At 74.4% G+C, this 18,599-nt stretch carries 17 protein-coding genes and 3 tRNA genes; 13 read left to right on the plus strand and 7 right to left on the minus strand.

Annotation, left to right across the window (positions count from 1 at the left end; genetic code table 11):
- Positions 1 to 63: 63 nt before the first annotated feature.
- The 3 genes from arfB (at position 64) to ACH4T9_RS04540 (ending at position 2,421) form a co-directional block, all read left to right on the plus strand.
- Positions 64 to 489: an alternative ribosome rescue aminoacyl-tRNA hydrolase ArfB gene (gene arfB / locus ACH4T9_RS04530; RefSeq protein ID WP_396669771.1), complete on the plus strand. Its 426-nt coding sequence runs from the start codon at positions 64 to 66 to the stop codon at positions 487 to 489.
- Between the two features lie 58 nt (positions 490 to 547).
- Positions 548 to 1,126 (plus strand): GNAT family N-acetyltransferase, encoded by a 579-nt coding sequence (locus ACH4T9_RS04535; protein WP_396669772.1) that lies wholly within the window; start codon positions 548 to 550, stop codon positions 1,124 to 1,126.
- A 182-nt stretch (positions 1,127 to 1,308) separates the two neighbouring features.
- Positions 1,309 to 2,421 (plus strand): cellulose binding domain-containing protein, encoded by a 1,113-nt coding sequence (locus tag ACH4T9_RS04540; protein ID WP_396669773.1) that lies wholly within the window; start codon positions 1,309 to 1,311, stop codon positions 2,419 to 2,421.
- 60 nt (positions 2,422 to 2,481) lie between these two features.
- Here the strand turns inward: ACH4T9_RS04540 and ACH4T9_RS04545 are convergent, their stop codons facing one another.
- Complete coding sequence (locus ACH4T9_RS04545) at positions 2,482 to 3,348, minus strand: 3-methyladenine DNA glycosylase (protein WP_396669774.1); 867 nt, start codon at positions 3,346 to 3,348, stop codon at positions 2,482 to 2,484.
- Between the two features lie 92 nt (positions 3,349 to 3,440).
- Positions 3,441 to 4,814 (minus strand): hypothetical protein, encoded by a 1,374-nt coding sequence (locus ACH4T9_RS04550; RefSeq protein WP_396669775.1) that lies wholly within the window; start codon positions 4,812 to 4,814, stop codon positions 3,441 to 3,443.
- Between the two features lie 235 nt (positions 4,815 to 5,049).
- Between ACH4T9_RS04550 and ACH4T9_RS04555 the strand changes: the two genes are divergently transcribed.
- From ACH4T9_RS04555 to ACH4T9_RS04570, 4 genes are all read left to right on the plus strand, one after another.
- Entirely contained in the window at positions 5,050 to 5,853 is an 804-nt protein-coding gene (locus ACH4T9_RS04555; RefSeq protein ID WP_396669776.1) for a fumarylacetoacetate hydrolase family protein, read from the plus strand.
- 124 nt (positions 5,854 to 5,977) lie between these two features.
- Positions 5,978 to 6,049 (plus strand) — tRNA-Gln (locus tag ACH4T9_RS04560).
- A 135-nt stretch (positions 6,050 to 6,184) separates the two neighbouring features.
- Positions 6,185 to 6,257, plus strand: a tRNA-Glu gene (locus tag ACH4T9_RS04565).
- A gap of 221 nt (positions 6,258 to 6,478) precedes the next feature.
- A tRNA-Glu gene (locus ACH4T9_RS04570) sits at positions 6,479 to 6,551 on the plus strand.
- Between the two features lie 68 nt (positions 6,552 to 6,619).
- On the opposite strand, the gene ACH4T9_RS04575 is transcribed toward ACH4T9_RS04570, so the two are convergent.
- The gene (locus ACH4T9_RS04575; protein ID WP_091671614.1) at positions 6,620 to 7,306 is read right to left on the minus strand and encodes an IclR family transcriptional regulator; all 687 of its coding nucleotides are present in this window, start codon (positions 7,304 to 7,306) and stop codon (positions 6,620 to 6,622) included.
- Between the two features lie 49 nt (positions 7,307 to 7,355).
- Here ACH4T9_RS04575 and leuC point away from each other — a divergent pair, with 49 nt between their 5' ends.
- The 4 genes from leuC (at position 7,356) to ACH4T9_RS04595 (ending at position 12,437) form a co-directional block, all read left to right on the plus strand.
- Positions 7,356 to 8,798, plus strand: coding sequence for a 3-isopropylmalate dehydratase large subunit (gene leuC / locus ACH4T9_RS04580; RefSeq protein WP_396669777.1), 1,443 nt, complete (start codon positions 7,356 to 7,358; stop codon positions 8,796 to 8,798).
- 17 nt (positions 8,799 to 8,815) lie between these two features.
- Entirely contained in the window at positions 8,816 to 9,403 is a 588-nt protein-coding gene (leuD, locus tag ACH4T9_RS04585; protein ID WP_350885819.1) for a 3-isopropylmalate dehydratase small subunit, read from the plus strand.
- A gap of 172 nt (positions 9,404 to 9,575) precedes the next feature.
- Complete coding sequence (locus ACH4T9_RS04590; protein WP_396669778.1) at positions 9,576 to 10,298, plus strand: HU family DNA-binding protein; 723 nt, start codon at positions 9,576 to 9,578, stop codon at positions 10,296 to 10,298.
- Between the two features lie 141 nt (positions 10,299 to 10,439).
- Positions 10,440 to 12,437 carry an endonuclease/exonuclease/phosphatase family protein gene (locus tag ACH4T9_RS04595; protein WP_396669779.1) on the plus strand — a complete coding sequence of 666 codons (1,998 nt, stop codon included), beginning with the start codon at positions 10,440 to 10,442 and terminating at the stop codon, positions 12,435 to 12,437.
- 58 nt (positions 12,438 to 12,495) lie between these two features.
- Here ACH4T9_RS04595 and ACH4T9_RS04600 read toward each other — a convergent pair whose 3' ends face one another.
- From ACH4T9_RS04600 to cofC, 4 genes are all read right to left on the minus strand, one after another.
- Complete coding sequence (locus ACH4T9_RS04600) at positions 12,496 to 13,374, minus strand: NUDIX domain-containing protein (RefSeq protein WP_396669780.1); 879 nt, start codon at positions 13,372 to 13,374, stop codon at positions 12,496 to 12,498.
- Positions 13,375 to 13,389: 15 nt separating this feature from the next.
- Positions 13,390 to 15,615 carry an RNA degradosome polyphosphate kinase gene (locus ACH4T9_RS04605; RefSeq protein WP_396669906.1) on the minus strand — a complete coding sequence of 742 codons (2,226 nt, stop codon included), beginning with the start codon at positions 15,613 to 15,615 and terminating at the stop codon, positions 13,390 to 13,392.
- 224 nt (positions 15,616 to 15,839) lie between these two features.
- The gene (locus tag ACH4T9_RS04610; RefSeq protein ID WP_396669781.1) at positions 15,840 to 16,037 is read right to left on the minus strand and encodes a cold-shock protein; all 198 of its coding nucleotides are present in this window, start codon (positions 16,035 to 16,037) and stop codon (positions 15,840 to 15,842) included.
- A gap of 35 nt (positions 16,038 to 16,072) precedes the next feature.
- Complete coding sequence (gene cofC / locus ACH4T9_RS04615) at positions 16,073 to 16,729, minus strand: 2-phospho-L-lactate guanylyltransferase (RefSeq protein WP_396669782.1); 657 nt, start codon at positions 16,727 to 16,729, stop codon at positions 16,073 to 16,075.
- 121 nt (positions 16,730 to 16,850) lie between these two features.
- On the opposite strand from cofC, the gene ACH4T9_RS04620 reads away from it, so the two are divergent.
- Together ACH4T9_RS04620 and ACH4T9_RS04625 are read left to right on the plus strand one after the other, a co-directional pair.
- A complete protein-coding gene (locus ACH4T9_RS04620; RefSeq protein WP_396669783.1) occupies positions 16,851 to 17,594 on the plus strand; it encodes a lysophospholipid acyltransferase family protein in 744 nt (247 codons plus the stop codon).
- On the plus strand, positions 17,591 to 18,598 hold the full coding sequence (locus ACH4T9_RS04625; RefSeq protein WP_387016576.1) for an NAD(P)H-dependent glycerol-3-phosphate dehydrogenase: 1,008 nt from the start codon (positions 17,591 to 17,593) through the stop codon (positions 18,596 to 18,598). The genes ACH4T9_RS04620 and ACH4T9_RS04625 overlap by 4 nt, the downstream gene beginning before the upstream one ends.
- Position 18,599: the final 1 nt, after the last annotated feature.

The following is an 18,599-nucleotide window of genomic DNA, read 5'->3' on the forward strand; positions in this document are numbered from 1 at the left end:
GCTCTCGGCCCTTCGGCGACCCATGCCCGACCACGGGCGCGGGTGGGGCGCTAGCCTCGGGGCGTGGACGACGGACTGCGGGTGACCGACCGGCTGGTGGTGCCGGGAGCCGAGCTGCGCGAACGGTTCTCCCGCTCGTCGGGCCCGGGTGGGCAGGGCGTCAACACCACCGACTCGCGGGTGGAGCTGAGCTTCGACGTGGCCGGCTCGCCGAGCCTGCCGGAGCCGCTGCGCGCCCGGGCGCTGCAACGCCTGGCCGGCCGGCTCGTCGACGGGGTGCTCACCGTCGCCGCGAGCGAGCACCGGGCCCAGCTCGCCAACCGGGAGGCAGCCCGGGAGCGGATGGCGGCGCTGCTGCGCGAGGCGGTGGCCCCGCCGCCCCCGCCGCGTCGCCCGACCCGCCCGTCGCGGCGCGCCAAGGAGCGCCGCCTCACCGACAAGAAGCGCCAGTCCCAGCGCAAGCGCGACCGCCGGGCCGACGACGACTGACCGTCCCGGCGGAAAATCGGGTATGGCGGGGCCGGAACGGGCCCTAGCGTCCCAGGGCATGAACACCGCCCCGACGCCCGACTTCGCCGTCAAGCCGACCCTCACCGGGGAACGCGTCGTCCTGCGCCCGTTCGTCGACGGGGATGTGGCGGCCCTCGGCGCCGCCATGGCCGACCCCGAGGTCGGCCGGCTGACCGGCAGCCCGCCAGGCGGCTTCGACGAGCGGCGGCTGCGCGACTGGTACGGCAGCCGCAACGCGCAGGCCGACCGGCTCGATCTGGCCGTGGTCGACCGGGCCACCGGCGACTGCGTCGGCGAGGTCGTCCTCAACGACTGGGACGGGTGGAACCACAGCTGCAACTTTCGCACCCTGTTCGCCGCGTCCGGCCGGAACCGGGGGCTTGGCACCGAGGCGGTGCGGTTGGTCGTCGGGTACGGCTTCGAGCGGCTCGGCCTGCACCGGATCTCGCTGGAGGTGTTCGCCTTCAACCCCCAGGCCCGGCGGGTCTACGAGAAGGTCGGCTTCGTCGCCGAGGGGGTGCTGCGCCAGGTGCTGCGCGACGGCGACGACTGGGTGGACGCCACGGTGATGTCGATCCTCGCCCCCGAGTGGGCCACGCATCGCGGTCACCCCTGACCGGGGCGCGACGGCCCGCGTCGGGACCTCGACCGGGCCCACGCCGGTGGGCGATCCCGGAGCGGCCGGGGGCCGGTATTCGGGAGGCCGTTGAGGGACGGGCGGCGATCTGGTGGAATGGCCCTGGGAGCAACCGGGCCGTCACCGACCGTACGACGTCACGTGACAGGAGCCCCCTCACCATGCTTCGAAGGCCAATCGTTCCGGTCCTGCTCGCCGCCCTCGCGGCGGTCTCCCTCACCCTGCTGACCGGGCTGTTCGCCGCCGCGCCCACCCTGCCCGCGTCCGCCGCGCCGGCCGTCGCCGCACCGGTGCGGGTCATGCCGCTCGGTGACTCGATCACCGGCTCGCCCGGTTGTTGGCGGTCGATCCTCTGGAACCGCCTCCAGTCCACCGGCCACACGAACATCGACTTCGTCGGCACGCTCGGCCCGCAGGGCTGCGGGCAGGCGTACGACGGTGACAACGAGGGCCACGGCGGGTACCTGGTGACGAACGTCGCCAACCAGAACCTGCTCCCCGGCTGGCTCTCCGCCACCCACCCCGACATCGTGCTCATGCACTTCGCCACCAACGACGTGTGGAGCAGCATCGCGCCGGCGACCATCCTGGCCGCCCACTCGAAGCTGGTGGACCAGATGCGGGCCAGCAACCCGGCGATGCGGGTGATCGTCGCGAAGATCATCCCGATGGCCCCGGCCAGCTGCGCCGAGTGCGGGCAGCGGGTGGTCGCGTTCAACAGCGCGATCGACGGCTGGGCGGCGGGGAAGACCACCGCCCAGTCCCCGATCGTGGTCGTCGACCAGTGGACGGGCTTCAGCACCGCCACCGACACGTACGACGGGGTGCACCCCAACGCCGCCGGCGACCAGAAGATGTCGGACCGCTGGTACCCGGCGCTGGTCGCCGCGCTCTCCGGCACCACCCCCACCCCGACGAGCACGCCGACGCCGACGCCCACCGCCACGCCCACGGCGGGCCCGACCTCGGGGGTCGGCTGCACGGCCGGCTACCGGATCGTCGGGCAGTGGCAGGGCGGCTTCCAGGGCGAGGTGGTCGTCAGCAACACCGGGACCGCCCGGACGGTCGGCTGGACGGTCGGCTTCACCCTCCCCGACGGCCAGCGGATCAGCCAGTCGTGGAACGCCGAGCTGGCCCAGACCGGCGGCGCGGTCACCGCCCGCAACGTGAGCTGGAACGGGGCGCTCGCCCCGGGCGCGGAGGCCACCTTCGGCTTCCTCGGCAGCAGCACCGCCGCGCCCACCATCCCCACCCTGAGCTGCACGGCGAGCTGAGGCCGGAAGGATAAGCAGGGGCTCCTGCCGCGCCACGGGCGTCGGGAGGGGCCCCTGCGCTCAGCCGAGCGCGGCGAGCAGCCGGGCGCGCAGGACGGCGGCCCGCTCGGCGAACCCGCGCTGCGCGGCGGCGTACTCGGCGCGGCCCTCGGGGGTCTCCACCCGCACCGGCGGGTACCCGAGCGCGGCCAGGTCGTACGGGCTGGCCCGCATGTCCAGCGCGCGGATCTCCCGGGCCAGGGCGAAGCCGTCGGCCACCAGCTCCGAGCAGACCAGCGGGGACAGCTTGTACGCCCACTTGTAGAGGTCCATGTTGGCGTGCAGACAGCCCGGCTGCTCCAGGTCGTGCTGGCTCTCCCGGGTCGGGGCGAGCAGGTTCAGCGGCCGGGCCGGCGCGGTGAAGAACCGGTACGCGTCGAAGTGGCTGCACCGCACGCCCCGCTCCTCGACCACGGCTGCCGTCTCCGCCGGGCTGAGCCGCAGCGGCCACGCGTTGTGGCGTACCTCCTCCTGGGTCTGCCGGTAGACCATCGCCCACTCGTGCATCCCGAAGCAGCCCAGGTGCGCGGGCCGGCCGGCGGTCGCCGCGAGCAGGGCGCGGATCCAGTCCACCGAGCCGGCCCGCCGGGCGCGTACCGCCTCGGTGTCGAGGGTGAGCCCGGCGGCGGTGGCCCGGTAGTCCGGGCCGAACCCGGCCGGGTCCGCGCCGCGCAGCACCACGCCCGCCCCGGGATGCCAGCGGCGCAGCTGGGCGGGGCGGTGCGAGTAGTAGGTGAAGAGGAAGTCCTCCACCGGGTGCTTCGCGCCGGTGCGGCGGCGGGCCAGGTGCGGGGTCAGCCATCCGTCGACCCGCTCCTCGTGGGCGCGCCGCCGGGCCTGCCAGTCGGTCAGGTGCAGCGGTGCGGCAGGGACGAGGGCGGCGGTCACCGTCCCAGCGTACGACCGCCGCCCGCCCACCCCCCGTGCCCACCCCGGCCTGGCCCGGGGCGGCGCCAACGGTCTCCGCCCCGCGCCCCGGGTCAGGGCACGTCCACCCGGACCCCGGCGGAGAACACTCCGCTGCGCAGCTCGAGTTGCTTCGGCCGGGCCGGGCCGTCGACCGTGAACACCAGCGGCAGCACCAGCCGGCTGCCCGCGGCGAGCGGCTGGGCGAACACGTCCCGCCCCTGGTTGGCCAGCCGGGTCGCCGCCTCGTCGGTGCTGACCCAGGTGCCGCCCGGCAGGTACGCGCGCTGCATCTGACCGTGCCAGGTCTGCTGCTGCGGGCTGACGTTGCGGACCCCGACGGTGGCCTGGCACTGCCCGCCGGCGACCGGCCTGCTCGGGCAGGCGACCCGGTAGACGGTGAACTCCAGCGCCTGCTCGCGCAGCGGCACGCCGACCACCCCCGTCGCGCTGCGCCCCACCCAGGCGCCGCTGGTCGGCTGCTTGGTCGTGTCGATCGCGGCGACCCGCCGGGTGGCGGTCAGCGTGGCCGCGAGGACCACCCCGGCCAGGAGCGCCAGGGCCGCCCCCACCAGCAGCCAGACCGGAGGCCTGCGGCGGCGGGTCGCAGCCGTCGGCGTGGCGGGCCGGGGGTACACGGTCCCCCGGTCGATCGTCCCCGGCACGGTCGCCCCGGCGGTCCCGGCCGGCGCGGTCGCCCCGGGCTGCCGGGCACCGGAGCGTACGCGTCGGCGCCGCTGCCACCACCACAGCCCGCCGAGCCCGGCCAGGAGGACCACGGCCAGCGCGGCGAGCAGCACCGGGGGCCGGCGCCACGGCGGGGCCGCGGTGACCTCGGCCGCCGGTACCGTCGCGCCGCTCCAGGTCGCGGTCGCGCAGTCGTACGGCCGGTTGCCGTCGCTCGTGAAGGCGCAGGCCGGCGCGGCGAGCGGTCGGCCCGGCGCGGCGGCGGAGAGCGCGGTGTGCAGCGTGGTGGTGCTGCGGGCGGGCAGGTTGAGCTGCCAGGTCACCTCGGTGCTCGCCGCCGAGCGGGTGGCCCGCCCGCCGGGGGTGATCCAGGTCGCGGACGTCCCGGCCGGCAGTTCCTGGCGCACCGTGGTGGCCAGTGGCCGGCTCCCGGTGTTGCGGACCTGGACCTGGTAGCCCGGCGCGGGTGTGCCGGCCGGGGTGACCGCCACCGTCACCGGTGACGGTGCGCCCTGGGTCGGCACCACCACGGACGGCGAGACCAGCGGGGGCGGCGCGGGCGCCGCCGGCGTCGGCGCCGTCGCCGAGTCGGTTGGTGTCGGGGTCTCCGTCGGCGTGGCGACGGCCGCGGCCGGACGGGCCGCCGCTGCCGGCGTGGCCGCCTCCGGGGCCGCCGTGGGCAGTGCCGGCACGGCGGCGAGGATGCCGAGGCAGTGTACGAACACTGCGAGGGCCCTGTGGTTTCGTGTCGATGCAGGCATACGAACGAACCTCCGGTAGCCGACGCTAGGCGCGACGCCACGTCGTGCGGGTACGAAGTGGCGAACCCGGTCCGCGCCGGCGACGGACCACGTAGGGTGGCCGCCCCGGACCCTCCCCTCCGACACCCCCGCCCCGCCGCCTGGGGTGCCTCCCGTACGCGTAGCAGGAGGGCACTCGCCGCCCCGGCGTGCCCGTCGGCGCGGCCGGACGTCGTCCCGGGGCTAGATTGGCCTGGTGCGTATCGCTCGTTTCGCTCATGCCAAGGGAATGTCGTTCGGGGCCGTCGAGGGCGAGCCGGAGGCGGGCCCACAGGGCCTGACCATCGCCGAGATCGAGGGCCACCCGTTCGGCCAGATCCAGTTCAGCGGTGCCCGGTGGGCGCTCTCCGACGTCCGACTGCTCTCCCCGATCCTGCCCAGCAAGGTGGTCTGCGTCGGCCGCAACTACGCCGAGCACGCCGCCGAGCAGGGCAGCGCGGTGCCGAAGGAGCCGCTGCTCTTCCTCAAGCCGTCCACCTCGGTGATCGGCCCGCGCGACGCCATCCGGCTGCCGATCTTCTCCAAGCGGGTCGAGCACGAGGCCGAGCTGGCCGTGGTGATCGGCGCCCCTGGGGCCCGCCGGGCCGACCGGGCCGCCGCCGAGCGGGCCATCTTCGGCTACACCTGCGCCAACGACGTGACCGCCCGGGACCTCCAGCGCTCCGACGGGCAGTGGACCCGGGCCAAGGGCTTCGACTCGTTCTGCCCCATCGGGCCCTGGATCACCACGGACCTGGACGTCACCGACCTGGAGGTCCGGTGCGAGGTGGGTCGCAACCCGGAGGAGATGGAGGTGCGGCAGCTCGGCCGGACGCGGGACATGGTCTTCGACGTCCCGGCCCTGGTGTCGTACGTCTCGCACGTGATGACGCTGCTCCCCGGCGACGTGGTGCTCACCGGCACCCCTGCGGGGGTTAGCCCGCTGGCGGAGGGGGATACCGTCACCGTTCGTATCGAGGGGATCGGGGAGCTGACCAACCCGGTCGTCCCGGTCGGCTGACTCGTCGGGGCCCGGAACCGCAGTACAGCACGGGTTCGGGCCCCCGATTTGGCCTAGCCGGGGCCGGGAGGGTAAAGTTTCTCTCCGGTGCCGCAAGGCACCGAACGGCACCGTGAGGTGCCAATGGGGTATGGGGTAATTGGCAGCCCAACTGATTCTGGTTCAGTTAGTCTAGGTTCGAGTCCTGGTACCCCAGCAACCGGTGGTCGCGAGAGCACCGGTCGCTGGATCCCGCTGGAGAGCGCTCCGGTCGCCCGCAAGGGGGGCTGAGAAGAATTCTCTGGTAGAGTTCGGCGGCACCGCCCGGCAGGGTGGTGCAGGAGAAGGTTCTGGCCCCGTCGTCTAGTGGCCCAGGACGCCGCCCTCTCAAGGCGGTAGCGCCGGTTCGAATCCGGTCGGGGCTACAGTTCCGATCAGCCCGTCTCACCTCGGTGAGGCGGGCTGTTTCGCGTTCCGGGCCCCGTGGTGAGCCCCCGGGAGCCGGCTCACGAAGGAGCCCACAGCCGGGGTCATGCTGGCGGCGCTGTGCTCGACCCCGCCAGCCACCCCCTGCGCGCCCGCGAGGGGACCCGCCGCTAGACTACAGCGGCGCCGACCGTCAGGCCGGCGATGCAGGAAAAGTCTTGGCCCCGTCGTCTAGTGGCCCAGGACGCCGCCCTCTCAAGGCGGTAGCGCCGGTTCGAATCCGGTCGGGGCTACGTACTCCACTCGGCCCGTCTCACCTCGGTGAGACGGGCCGTTCTCACACCCGGGGGTGGGGGAGGGGCTAGAGGCCGGAGAGGCGTTGGCCGGCTCTCACCACCGCCATGGCGTGGCGTTCGCCGGGGCGGCGGCCAAGGCGCTCGATCGGGCCGGAGATGCTGATCGAGGCGATCACCCGGCCCGTGCGGTCGCGGATCGGGGCCGAGACGCTCGCCACACCCGCCTCCCGCTCGGCGACGCTCTGCGCCCAGCCCCGCCGGCGTACCTCGGCCAGTGTGCGGCCGGTGAACTTCGACCGGGGCAGCAGCGGCATCACCGCCTCCGGCGGCTCCCAGGCCAGCAGGATCTGCGCCGCCGAACCCGCGGTCATCGGCAGCACCGAGCCCACCGGCACGGTGTCCCGTAGGCCGCTGGCCCGCTCGGCGGCGGCCACGCAGATCCGCTCGTCGGCGCGGCGCAGGTAGAGCTGGGCGCTCTCCCCGGTGGCGTCGCGCAGCGCGGCCAGCAGCGGCTCCGCCGCTGTCAGCAGCACGTCCGGCGCGGCGTTGGCGAGCTCACCGAGTCGAGGGCCGGGGCGCCAGCGGCCCTGGGTGTCCCGGACCAGCATCCGGTGGATCTCCAGCGCCTGCGCCAGCCGGTGCGCGGTGGCCCGGGGCAGCTTGGTGCGTTCAACGAGTTCGGCCAGGCTGGCGCCGTCGACACAGGCGGCCAGGATGACCACCGCCTTGTCGAGAACGCCAACACCGCTCATACTGTGTCCCACAAACCGAAACTTACCTCCCAGAATTTAGGATGTCCAGATGGTGGGAGTCACTCGACCGAGGACCCTGGCCGAGAAGGTCTGGGACACGCACGTCGTCCGGTCCGCCGAGGGCGAACCGGACCTGCTCTACATCGACCTGCACCTGCTGCACGAGGTCACCAGCCCGCAGGCCTTCGACGGGCTGCGGCTCGCCGGCCGCCGCGTGCGCCGCACCGACCTCACGCTCGCGACCGAGGACCACAACACCCCGACGGGGTACGCGGATCCGGCGTTCCAGCAGCGGCGCGGCGACCTGCTCACGATCGCGGACCCCACCTCCCGCACCCAGATCGAGACGCTGCGCCGCAACTGCGCCGAGTTCGGCGTCCGGCTGCACCCGCTCGGCGACGCCAACCAGGGCATCGTGCACGTCATCGGCCCGCAGCTCGGCGTCACCCAGCCCGGCATGACGATCGTCTGTGGCGATTCACACACCGCCACCCACGGGGCGTTCGGCGCCCTCGCGTTCGGCATCGGCACCAGCGAGGTCGAGCACGTGCTGGCCACCCAGACGCTGCCGCAGGCCCGCCCGAAGACGATGGCCGTGAACGTCACCGGCCAGCTCGGCCCCGGCGTCACCGCCAAGGACCTGGTGCTCGCCCTGATCACCCAGGTCGGCACCGGCGGCGGGCGTGGGCACATCGTGGAGTACCGGGGCGAGGCGATCCGCGCGTTGTCCATGGAGGGGCGGATGACCGTCGCCAACATGTCCATCGAGTGGGGCGCCAAGGCCGGCATGATCGCGCCGGACGAGACCACCTTCGCCTACCTCAAGGGACGGCCGAACGCGCCGCAGGGGGTTGACTGGGACGCGGCGGTCGACCACTGGCGGACGCTGCCCACCGACGAGGGAGCGACCTTCGACGCCGAGGTGACCCTCGACGCGAGCCGGATCACCCCGTTCGTCACCTGGGGCACGAACCCCGGTCAGGGCGCCCCGTTGGGCGCGGTCGTGCCGGACCCGGAGGAGTTCGGCACCGACTCCGAACGGGCCGCCGCCCGCCGGGCCCTGGAATACATGGACCTCGCGCCGGGCACCCCGCTGCGTGACCTCTCCGTCGACGTGGTCTTCGTCGGCTCCTGCACCAACGGCCGGCTGGAGGATCTGCGCGCCGCCGCCGACGTGCTGCGCGGGCAGAAGGTCGCCGACCGCGTACGGATGCTCGTGGTCCCCGGCTCCGCAGCCGTCCGGGAGGCCGCCGAGGCCGAAGGACTGGATAAGGTGTTCACCGACGCCGGGGCCGAGTGGCGGTTCGCCGGCTGCTCGATGTGCCTGGGCATGAACCCGGACACGCTCTCCCCGGGGGAGCGTTCCGCCTCGACCTCCAACCGCAACTTCGAGGGGCGCCAGGGCCGGGGTGGCCGCACCCACCTGGTGTCGCCGCCGGTCGCCGCCGCCACCGCCGTGGCCGGCCGGCTGGCCGCCCCCGCCGACCTGTAGAAGGGCAGCCGCGACAGATGGACAAGTTCACCGTGCACACCGGCACCGCCGTGCCGCTGCGCCGTTCCAACGTGGACACCGACCAGATCATCCCCGCCGTGTACCTCAAGCGGGTGACCCGGACCGGATTCGCCGACGGGCTGTTCAGCGCGTGGCGGGAGGACCCGTCATTCGTGATGAACGATTCCGTGTATTCGGGCGCGTCGATTCTCGTGGCCGGCCCGGAGTTCGGTACGGGGTCGTCTCGGGAGCACGCCGTCTGGGCGCTGCGGGACTGGGGGTTCCGGGCGGTGATCTCGCCCCGGTTCGGCGACATCTTCCGCGGCAACGCCCTCAAGGAGGGCCTGCTGCCGGTCGAGTTGGAATTGAAAGCCGTCGAGGAGCTGTGGCGCCTCGTCGAGTCCGACCCCACCACCGCCGTCACCGTCGACCTGACCTCCCGTGAGGTCCGGGCGGGGGATGCCGCCTGGTCGTTCCCCCTCGACGACTTCAGCCGCTGGCGGCTGCTGGAGGGGTTGGATGACATTGGACTCACGCTCCGCCACGAGGCCGAAATCACCTCGTACGAGCGCGGTCGGCGGCCGTTCCTGCCCGCCGTGGCATAGCCGTACGCCCGATCCGGCATCGCTTTCCGCCCCCACCGGCCCGCCCGGTGGGGGCGAATCCGTTGCGACACAAGGCCTTTTTTCGACCGAATGTTTGTGTCCAGGCAGCACAGGGCATACCGTGCGCGCAGAATGGCTCGCGTCGAGTCAGTTGCACAATCGGGAGGAAGTCGTGAACAAGGCCGAGCTCATCGAGGCGCTCGCCGTTCGCCTGGGGGACCGGAAGACGGCGACGGCCGCGCTCGACGCGGTCCTCGCTGAGGTCCAGGCGGCGGTCACCAAGGGCGAGAAGGTGGCGATCACCGGATTCGGAGCGTTCGAGAAGCGCGTCCGGGGAGCCCGAACAGCGCGCAACCCGCGGACCGGCGAGGCGGTGAAGGTCAAGAAGACATCCGTCCCGACCTTCCGGCCGGGTGCCGGGTTCAAGGAGATGGTGGCCAGCGGCAAGGTGCCGAAGGCCACGGCGGCGGCGAAGAAGACCGCCACGGCCGCCACCAAGACCACGGCCGCCAAGGCGACCGGGGCCAAGACGACGACCGCGAAGGCCACGACGGCCAAGGCGGCGGGCGCCAAGGCCACCGGTGCGAAGGCGGCGGGTACGAAGGCCACGACGGCCAAGGCGTCGGGTACGAAGGCCACCGGCGCCAAGGCCACCGCCGCGACGAAGAAGGCGGCCCCGGCCAAGGCGACCAAGACAACGGCGTCCACGGCCACCACCAAGAAGGCCGCCCCCGCGAAGAAGACCGCGGCGGCGACCAAGTCGACCACGGGGAAGAAGACCACCGCGGCGGCGACGAAGAGCGCGGCGACCAAGAGCGCGGCGAGCAAGAGCACGGCGGCCAAGAAGGCGCCGGCGAAGAAGTCCTCGGCCAAGAAGGCGGCTACCAAGCGCTGACCGGCCGAACCGTCGAAGGGGCGCCCACCGGACCGGTGGGCGCCCCTTCCGCTTGTCCGGGTACGGGTTCCGGCCCGTTGACCGACGGCGTGCGGCGCGCGCAGAATCGCCGGACCCCCACCGGTCGGCGAAAGGCATCCCGTGCGCTACCGCCACCTCCACACCGCCACGCTCGCCCTGGGCATCGTCGTCCTGATCGACGTGCTGCGGGTCTTCCTCCCCTCGGTCATCACCATCTTCGGGCAGGCAGCATCCACCCCCGCCGAACTGCTGGGAGCGTTCGCGCTCGGCTGGTTCGTGCTCGCCCTGGCCTTTCCCGCGCTGCTGCGCCGGTCGGGCGCCCGCCCGGTCACGCTGGTCGCCGCCGTGGCGCTGGCCGGCCTCCGGCTCGCCCTCACCGCCGCCCCGGGCGGCCGGGCGCAGCTCTGGCTGGCCACCGCAGGCCTGGTGGCCGGGCTGCTCTGGCTGGCCGGCACCGCGGCCGGCACCCACCGGCCGGTGCCCGGGCTGACGCTGGGGCTGGCCCTCGGCGCGGTCGTGCACGCGGGGCTCGGCACGTACGACCTGGTCTGGCGGGGTGGCTGGGCCGGGTGGGCCGGCAGCGTCGTCCTCGTGGGGCTCTTCCTGGCCGCGACGACCCGCCCCGCGCCGCCGGTGGAACCGGGCCGCGGTGCCCGCGCGTGGCTGCTCGCCGGCCCGGCGTTGCTGTTGACCGGGATGGTGGCGCTCTCCCCGGCGGTGGCGGAGACCGCGTCCTCCTACCGGCGTGGCCCCGGCGACGTCCTCGCCCACTCGGCGGCCGGTGACGTGTCCGCCCTGTTCAGCTACGCAGTCGCCTTCTTCCTGTTCGCCGCGCTGGCCCGGCCGCCGCGCGGGTACGCGCGGCTGCTCGGCCCGCTCGCGCTGGTACTCGGGGTGGTGCTGTTCGCCGTAGGGGATCCGGGCTGGCTGGGGCCGGCGGTCCTGCTGACCGCCGCCGGCGTCGGCGCGTGCCTGAGCCTCGCCGGGGCCGCCGCCCCGATCGTCGCCCCGGCCACCGCACCCGCCGTTCCCGATCCTGCCGGCTCCCCGGACGCCTCCGCATCCGTCGAGCCCGCGGCCCCCGCCTCCGCCGGGGCCCCGGGCCGGCCCGACCGGTCGCCGCTCGCGGCGGTGCTGGGCATGCTGCTCTTCGCCGTCGCCGCCGTCGGCTACTACGCCGCCTACGACCTCGGCTACCCGAACGCGGCGGTGCCGGTCGTCGTGGCCGGCCTCGTCGCCGTCGTGGCGCTCGCACCGGGCCTCCGGGGCGGGACGGCCGCGCCGGCCGGGGCGGCGTCCCGGGCGTGGACCAGCCCTGTCGCTGCGGTCTCCGGCCTGGTCACCCTCCTCGTGACGAACCTGCCGGCCGCCGAGGTCGCCCCGCTCCGGCCCGGCAGCCCGCCCGCCGACGTGCGGGTGGTGGCGTACAACGTCCGGATGGGGTTCGGGCTGGACGGGCGGTTCGACCCGGACGGGCTGGCCCGGGTGGTCGCCGCCGAGCGGCCCGACGTGGTGCTGCTGAGCGAGGTGGACCGGGGCTGGTTGCTCAACGGCGGCCACGACACACTCACCCTGCTCGCGGCGCGGCTGCGCATGCCGTACGTCTTCGCGCCCGCCGCCGACCCGGTGTGGGGCGACGCGGTGCTCAGCCGGTTCCCGATGGAGTCGGCCCGCAGCAAGCGGCTGGCAGCCCTCGGCGCGCCCACCGGCGCCCAGGCGCTCGGCGTCACCGTCGACCTCGGCGGCGACGCGCGCCTCGCGGTGGTCGCCACCCACCTGCAACCGCCGCCCGGCCAAGAGCCGGTGGCGCAGGCCCGCGCCGTGGCGCGGTTCGCCCTGGGGTACGCCGCCGGCCGGCCCCTCGTGGTCGCCGGGGACCTGAACACCGAGCCGGACGCCCCGGCGTACGCGGAGTTCACCCGCGCCGGACTGGTGGACGCGCTCGCCGCGGCCCGACCCCTGTTCACCAGCCCGGCCGACGACCCGCGCGAGCAGATCGACCACGTCCTGGTCTCGCCGGGCGTGGTGGCCGGTGGGCCGGTGGCGCCGCGCAGCACCGCCAGCGACCACCTGCCGGTGGCGGTGACCCTCACCCTGCCGCCCACCGCCGCCGGCTGACGCCCGCGCCGAACCCCGTCGGCCGCGACCTTTCGTCAGAGGCGGCCGGCTGACGCCGTCACAGGGGGTCGGCGGCGAGAAGGCGGTCGGCGGCGAAGGCGAGCAGCCAACCGCCGCCCTTCGGTGTGGTGAAGTCGTCGGCGCGGCCGGTGAGGCGTTCCATCGCCCCGGGGATCACCTTGCCCTGGGTGCACACCCCGGCCCTGGCCTGCTCGGCGGCCAGCTCGGTGAGGCAGGCCGCGGCGGCCAGCGCCCGCTCGTCCGGGTCCTGGCCGGGCTGCGGCTCGTCGAGGTCGCCGGCCACCTCGATCGGCAGGTCCAGCAGGTCCGCCGCCGGGTCCAGTGTCTGCACGCAGCGGCGGGCCGAGGCCGACAGCAGCCGGGCCGGGCGCACCAGGGCCACCAGGGGCGCCAGGGCGTGCGCCTGCGCCCAGCCGGTGTCGTCGAGCGGTCGGCCGGCGTCCGGGCCGGACCAGGTCCCGCGCCTGCCGGCGTGGGCGTGCCGGACCAGCGCCACCGTCGCGGTGACCGGCGGCAGGGCGGCGAACGCGGCCAGCACCTCGGCGTCGTGCGGGTAGCTGACCAGGCGCGTCGCCTCCCCGGCGGGGAGCCAGCGGATCCCGTCGACCTCGGTGTCGGGCTGGAAGCCCCCGTCGGCGACCGCCCGCATCGACCAGTAGTCGACCGCCTTCGGCCGGCCCTCGCTGCGGTACCGCATGGTGGGCAGCCGGACCTGGGGTACCGCCCGCACGTCGGCCTCCTCGGCGACCTCCCGGACGGCGGCTGACAGCGGATGCTCGCCCGCCTCCAGCTTGCCCTTGGGCAGCGACCAGTCGCCGTACCGGGGGCGGTGCACCAGGCAGACCAGCACGTCGTCCTGGTCCGGGCGCCAGACGACCCCGCCCGCCGCCCGGATCATCCGTTCCCCCTCCGACATCCGCTCAGCCTAGGCTCAACCGGGAGTGCCGCCGACGCGGCGCAGCAGCAGATCCTGCAGATGGGTCAGCGGACCGCCCGGCGCTCCCGTCCGCCGGGTCCAGGAGCCGTCCCCGGCCAGCTCGAACGCCTCCACGTCGGGGCTGAACGCCGCGGCCAGCACGTGGTCCAACTCGGCCCTGGCCACCGGGTCGCTCACCTGCACCAGTGCCTCCACCCGGCGGTCCAGGTTGCGGTGCATCAGGTCGGCCGAGCCCATCCAGAACTCGGCGGCCCCGTTGTTGCCGAACCGGAAGATCCGGGAGTGCTCCAGGAACCGGCCGAGGATCGACCGGACCCGGATGTTCTCCGACAGCCCCCGCACTCCCGGGCGCAGCGTGCACATGCCCCGGATCAGCAGGTCCACGTGCACCCCGGCCCGGGACGCCCGGTAGAGCGCGTCGGTGACCTTCTCGTCGACCAGCGAGTTCACCTTGAACTGCACCAGCCCCGGCATGCCGAGCCGGACGTGGGTGATCTCCCGCTCGATCCGCTCGATCAGCCCCCGCCGGATCCCCTGCGGAGCCACCATCAGCCGCCGGTACGCGGTCTGCCGGCTGTAGCCGGTGAGCACGTTGAACAGGTCGGTGAGGTCGGCGCCGATCTCCGGGTCGGCGGTCAGCATGCCGAAGTCCTCGTACAGCCGGGCGGTCTTCGGGTGGTAGTTCCCGGTGCCGATGTGGCAGTAGCGGCGGATCTGGGTGCCCTCCTGGCGTACCACCAGGGCGGTCTTGCAGTGCGTCTTGAGGCCGACCAGGCCGTACACCACGTGGCAGCCGGCGCGCTCCAGCGTGCGCGCCCAGCCGATGTTGGCCACCTCGTCGAACCGGGCCTTCAGCTCCACCAGCACCACCACCTGCTTGCCGGCGGCGGCGGCGTCGACCAGCGCGTCGACGATCGGGGAGTCCCCGCTGGTGCGGTAGAGGGTCTGCTTGATGGCCAACACGTCCGGGTCGGCCGCCGCCTGCTCGACGAAGCGCTGCACGCTCGTCGCGAACGAGTGGTACGGGTGGTGCACCAGCACGTCCCCGTCCCGCAGGGTGGCGAAGACGCTGCGCGGCACCTCGCCCTCGGTGAGCCGGGGGTGGGTGGCCGGCACGAACGGCGGGTCCTTCAGGTCGGGGCGGTCGGCGTCGCCGTAGAGCTGCCACAGGGCGGACAGGTCGAGCAGGCCACGGACCCGCAGCACGTCGTGGCCGTCCATGTCCAGCTCGCGGACCAGCAGCTCCAGCATGTGGTCGGAGATGGAGGCGGCCACCTCCAGCCGTACCGGCGGGCCGAACCGGCGGCGGGCCAGCTCCCGCTCCAGGGCCTGGAGCAGGTCCTCGTCGCGGTCCTCGTCGACCTCCACCTCGGTGTTGCGGGTGACCCGGAACAGGTGACACTCGACCACCTGCATACCGGAGAAGAGCTGCTCCAGGTGCACCGAGATCAGCTCCTCGACCGGGAGCACCCGCACCCCGGGGGAGTCCCGGCCGACCCGGACGAACCGGGGCACGTTGTTCGGCACCTTGACCCGGGCGAACAGCTCCGAGCCGCCGTCGGGGTCGCGGACGGCGACGGCCAGGTTCAGCGACCGCCCGGAGATGTACGGGAACGGGTGCGCGGGGTCGACCGCGAGCGGGGTGAGCACCGGGAAGATGTGCTCGCGGAAGTAGGTGCGTAGGCGCTCCCGCTCGGGCGCGTCCAGGTCCGACCAGCGCAGGATCCGGATGTTCTCGGCGGCGAGCTTCGGCAGCACGTCGTCGACGGAACAGGCGGCGTGCCGGCCGACCAGGTCGGCGGTCCGCTCGGTGATCAGCTCAAGCTGGGTGCGCAGCGGCAGCCGGTCCCCGCCGCGCACCGGCAGCCCCGCCGACAGTCGGCGCTTCAGCCCGGCCACCCGCACCATGTAGAACTCGTCGAGGTTGCTGGCGAAGATGGCCAGGAACTTCGCCCGCTCCAGCAGCGGGGTGCGCGGGTCCTCGGCCAGGGCCAGCACCCGGGCGTTGAAGTCGAGCCAGGACAGCTCCCGGTTGAGGAACCGGTCCTCGGGCAGTGGCTCCGGCGGTGTCGGCTCGTCGTCGGAGCCGGGGTCGGAGCCAGACCCGGAGCCGGAGCCGGGCGCGGGCAGGGCCGCCGCCGTCGGCTGCTCGCTGGGCGCGTCGAGCACCTCCTCCAACCCGGCGGAGGCCGCCCCGGCGGCCGGGCCGGACGCCGCCAGCTCGTCCTCGGCGGTCTCCCGGGGGCGGAAGCGGCCGTCGACGCCGCGCCGGCGGGACCCGTTGCGGACGGGCGTGGGGTCGACGGCTTCCCGCCCACCGGTGGGGCGGTCGTCGGCGGGTGGGTGATCGTCGGTGGACGGGCCGGCGGGTTGCTCGCGAGGGGTGCTCACCCGCTCATAATGTCCCGGAACGGGTTAACGCAAAATGAACTTGGGCGGGTAGCTCACGGCATCGTCGGCAACGTCACCCGGACGATCTCCCCGGCGGTGTCGGTCTCGATCCGGACCCGCTGGCCCAGCCGGAGCAGCCGCAGCCCGGAGGCGTCGAACGCCCGGGCCGGGAAGGCCAGCTCGGTGCCGTCGTCGAGGAGCAGCACGCCGCTGCGCGTCGCCGCGTCGTAGGTGGCCACCGTGCCCTGCATGGCAGCACCGTACACCCCGCGCCGGGCCGGTCGGGTCAACCCGGGTGGGCGGCCGGCCGGTCGACGCCGGCCAGGGCGGCGGTGCGTGGCCCGAGCCCCAGCCGGAGGGCGGCGGCCAGGTCGGCGGCCGTGTCGACGTCCCGGCGCAGGGTCGGCCAGTCGCCGGTCAGCGGCAACGCGCCACCCGCCAGGTGAGCCGCCGCCGAGTCGACCCCGAACCGGGGGTCCAGCGGCACGCCGGGCGGCGCGGCGAGCAGCACGGTGCCGCTCCCCGGGGCGTCGGCCACGAATCGGCGTACCCCGGCAGGGCCGGCGGTGACCGCGTCCAGCGCGGTGGCCAGCTCGGCCGGGCGCAGCGCCGGCAGGTCCGCGGTGAGCCCGGCCACCCACGCCCCGCCGCCGGCGGTCGCGACCTCGGCGCCGTGCCGGAAGGCGGCGTTCAGGCCGGCGTCCGGCACGTCCGGCACGGCCCGCGCGCCCGCCGCGCCGGCCATCGCCGCCACCAGCGGGTCGTCGGTGATCACCACCACGGCGGACACCGCCGGGCACGCCCGCACCGCGGCGACCGTGTCGGCCGCCAGGGCCAGTGCCAGCTCCTCGTGGGGTACGCCGGGCAGCGCCCCGCGCAGCCGGCTCTTCGCCGCGCCGAGGCGCTTCACCGGTACCACCACCGTCCAGGTTCGCTGCTGCACGGGACAATCCTGCCAGTCGGGTGGCGGCACCCGCACTGGCCGTACCCGGGGCGAGCAGGCATGATTTCGCTGCGGGCAGCGCGGGCGGGTGCGGCGCGGGTCGGGGCTACGAGGAGGCAGGGTGACACGGCGCAGGCTGGGGTTCTGGCAACGGTTCGCCGTGCTGCTGGTCAAGCCCGTGATGATGGTCTGGACCCGGCGCACCTGGCGGGGCATGGAGCAGCTGCGCCGCGACGGCGGAATCATCATCGTGCCGAACCACCTCTCGCACGCCGACCCGCTGGTCTCCGCGCACTTCGTCTACGACGCGGGACGCTGGCCCCGGTTCCTCGGCAAGGCCAGCGTCTTCCGGGTGCCGGTGGCGGGCTGGATCCTGCACCGGTGCCGGCAGATCCCGGTGGAACGGGGCACGGCGGACGCCGTCAAGTCGCTGGACACCCTGGTCGCCGCGCTCTCCGAGGGGGGCGCGGTGGTGATCTACCCGGAGGGGACCACCACCCGCGAGCCGGAGCTGTGGCCGATGAAGGGCAAGACCGGCGCCGCCCGGCTGGCGCTGGCCACCGGCGCCCCGGTGGTCCCCGTCGCCATGTGGGGCCCGGAGAAGCTCTTCGACCCGCGGACCAACCGGTTCAACCTGCGGCCCCGCATCCCGGTGACCGTGGTCGCCGGTCCGCCGGTCGACCTGAGCCGGTGGGTCGGTTCGACGCCAACCAAGGCCACCCTGGAAGAGATGACCGAGGCCATCATGCTGCGCCTGCGCGACCAGCTCGCCGAGATCCGCGGCGGGACGCCGCCACCGCTGTGGGAACGGCCGTCCCGTCCCGCCGTCACCCGTTCCCTGCCGGCCGAGGGGGGTGCGGCGTGACCGGCCACGTGGCCGTGCTGGGAGCCGGATCGTGGGGGACGGCGTTCGCCAAGATCCTCGCCGACGCCGGCCGGGACGTGACGATCTGGGCCCGGCGGCAGCCGGTGGCCGAGGCGATCCGGTCGCGTCGGCACAACCCGGAGTACCTGCCGGACCTGCGGCTGCCGGAGCGGGTCACCGGCACCGCCGACGCCGCCGAGGCGATCACCGGCGCGGAGATCGTGGTGCTGGCCGTGCCGTCGCAGACGCTGCGCGGCAACCTCGCCGAGTGGACCGGCCACCTGCATCCGGACTCGACGCTGGTGTCGCTGATGAAGGGCATCGAGCTGGGCACCACCAGGCGGATGAGCGAGGTGATCGTGGAGACCGCCGGGGTCACCCCGGACCGGGTGGTGGTGGTCTCCGGCCCGAACCTCGCCCCCGAGATCGCCGCCGAGCAGCCCGCCGGCACCGTGGTCGCCGGCACCGACGACCGCCGCGTCCAGCTAGTCCAGTCGTCGATCCGGACGCCGTACTTCCGGCCGTACACCAACGACGACGTGATCGGCTGTGAGCTGGGCGGGGCCGTGAAGAACGTGATCGCCCTCGCGTACGGCATCGCCACCGCGATGGGGTTCGGCGACAACACCCGGGCGATGCTGATGACCCGGGGGCTGGCCGAGACCGCCCGACTCGGGGTGGCGCTCGGCGCGGACCCGATCACCTTCGCCGGGCTGGCCGGGATGGGCGACCTCGTGGCGTCCTGCTCGTCGCCGCTGGCCCGCAACCGGACCTTCGGTGAGCACCTGGGCCGGGGGGAGACCCTGGAGCAGGCCCAGGCGGCCACCCGGCAGACCGCCGAGGGCGTGAAGAGCTGCCTGGCCATCCGGGACCTGGCCCGCTCGCACGGGGTGGAGATGCCGATCACCGAGCAGATCGAGCGGATCTGTCACGAGGGGATGGACCCCCGGCTCACGGTGGACCTGTTGATGAGCCGCACCGCCAAGCCCGAGTCGTACGAGTGAG

Origin of the sequence: Micromonospora sp. NPDC020750, assembly GCF_044334565.1 — a bacterium.
Lineage (GTDB): Bacteria > Actinomycetota > Actinomycetes > Mycobacteriales > Micromonosporaceae > Micromonospora.

Coding starts and splice junctions, on each gene's coding strand:
- ACH4T9_RS04535 (WP_396669772.1), top strand. CDS start 548: ATGAACACCGCCCCGACGCCCGACTTCGCCGTCAAGCCGACCCTCACC.
- ACH4T9_RS04540 (WP_396669773.1), top strand. CDS start 1,309: ATGCTTCGAAGGCCAATCGTTCCGGTCCTGCTCGCCGCCCTCGCGGCG.
- ACH4T9_RS04550 (WP_396669775.1), bottom strand. CDS start 4,814: ATGCCTGCATCGACACGAAACCACAGGGCCCTCGCAGTGTTCGTACAC.
- ACH4T9_RS04575 (WP_091671614.1), bottom strand. CDS start 7,306: ATGAGCGGTGTTGGCGTTCTCGACAAGGCGGTGGTCATCCTGGCCGCC.
- leuC (WP_396669777.1), top strand. CDS start 7,356: ATGGTGGGAGTCACTCGACCGAGGACCCTGGCCGAGAAGGTCTGGGAC.
- leuD (WP_350885819.1), top strand. CDS start 8,816: ATGGACAAGTTCACCGTGCACACCGGCACCGCCGTGCCGCTGCGCCGT.
- ACH4T9_RS04600 (WP_396669780.1), bottom strand. CDS start 13,374: ATGTCGGAGGGGGAACGGATGATCCGGGCGGCGGGCGGGGTCGTCTGG.
- ACH4T9_RS04610 (WP_396669781.1), bottom strand. CDS start 16,037: ATGCAGGGCACGGTGGCCACCTACGACGCGGCGACGCGCAGCGGCGTG.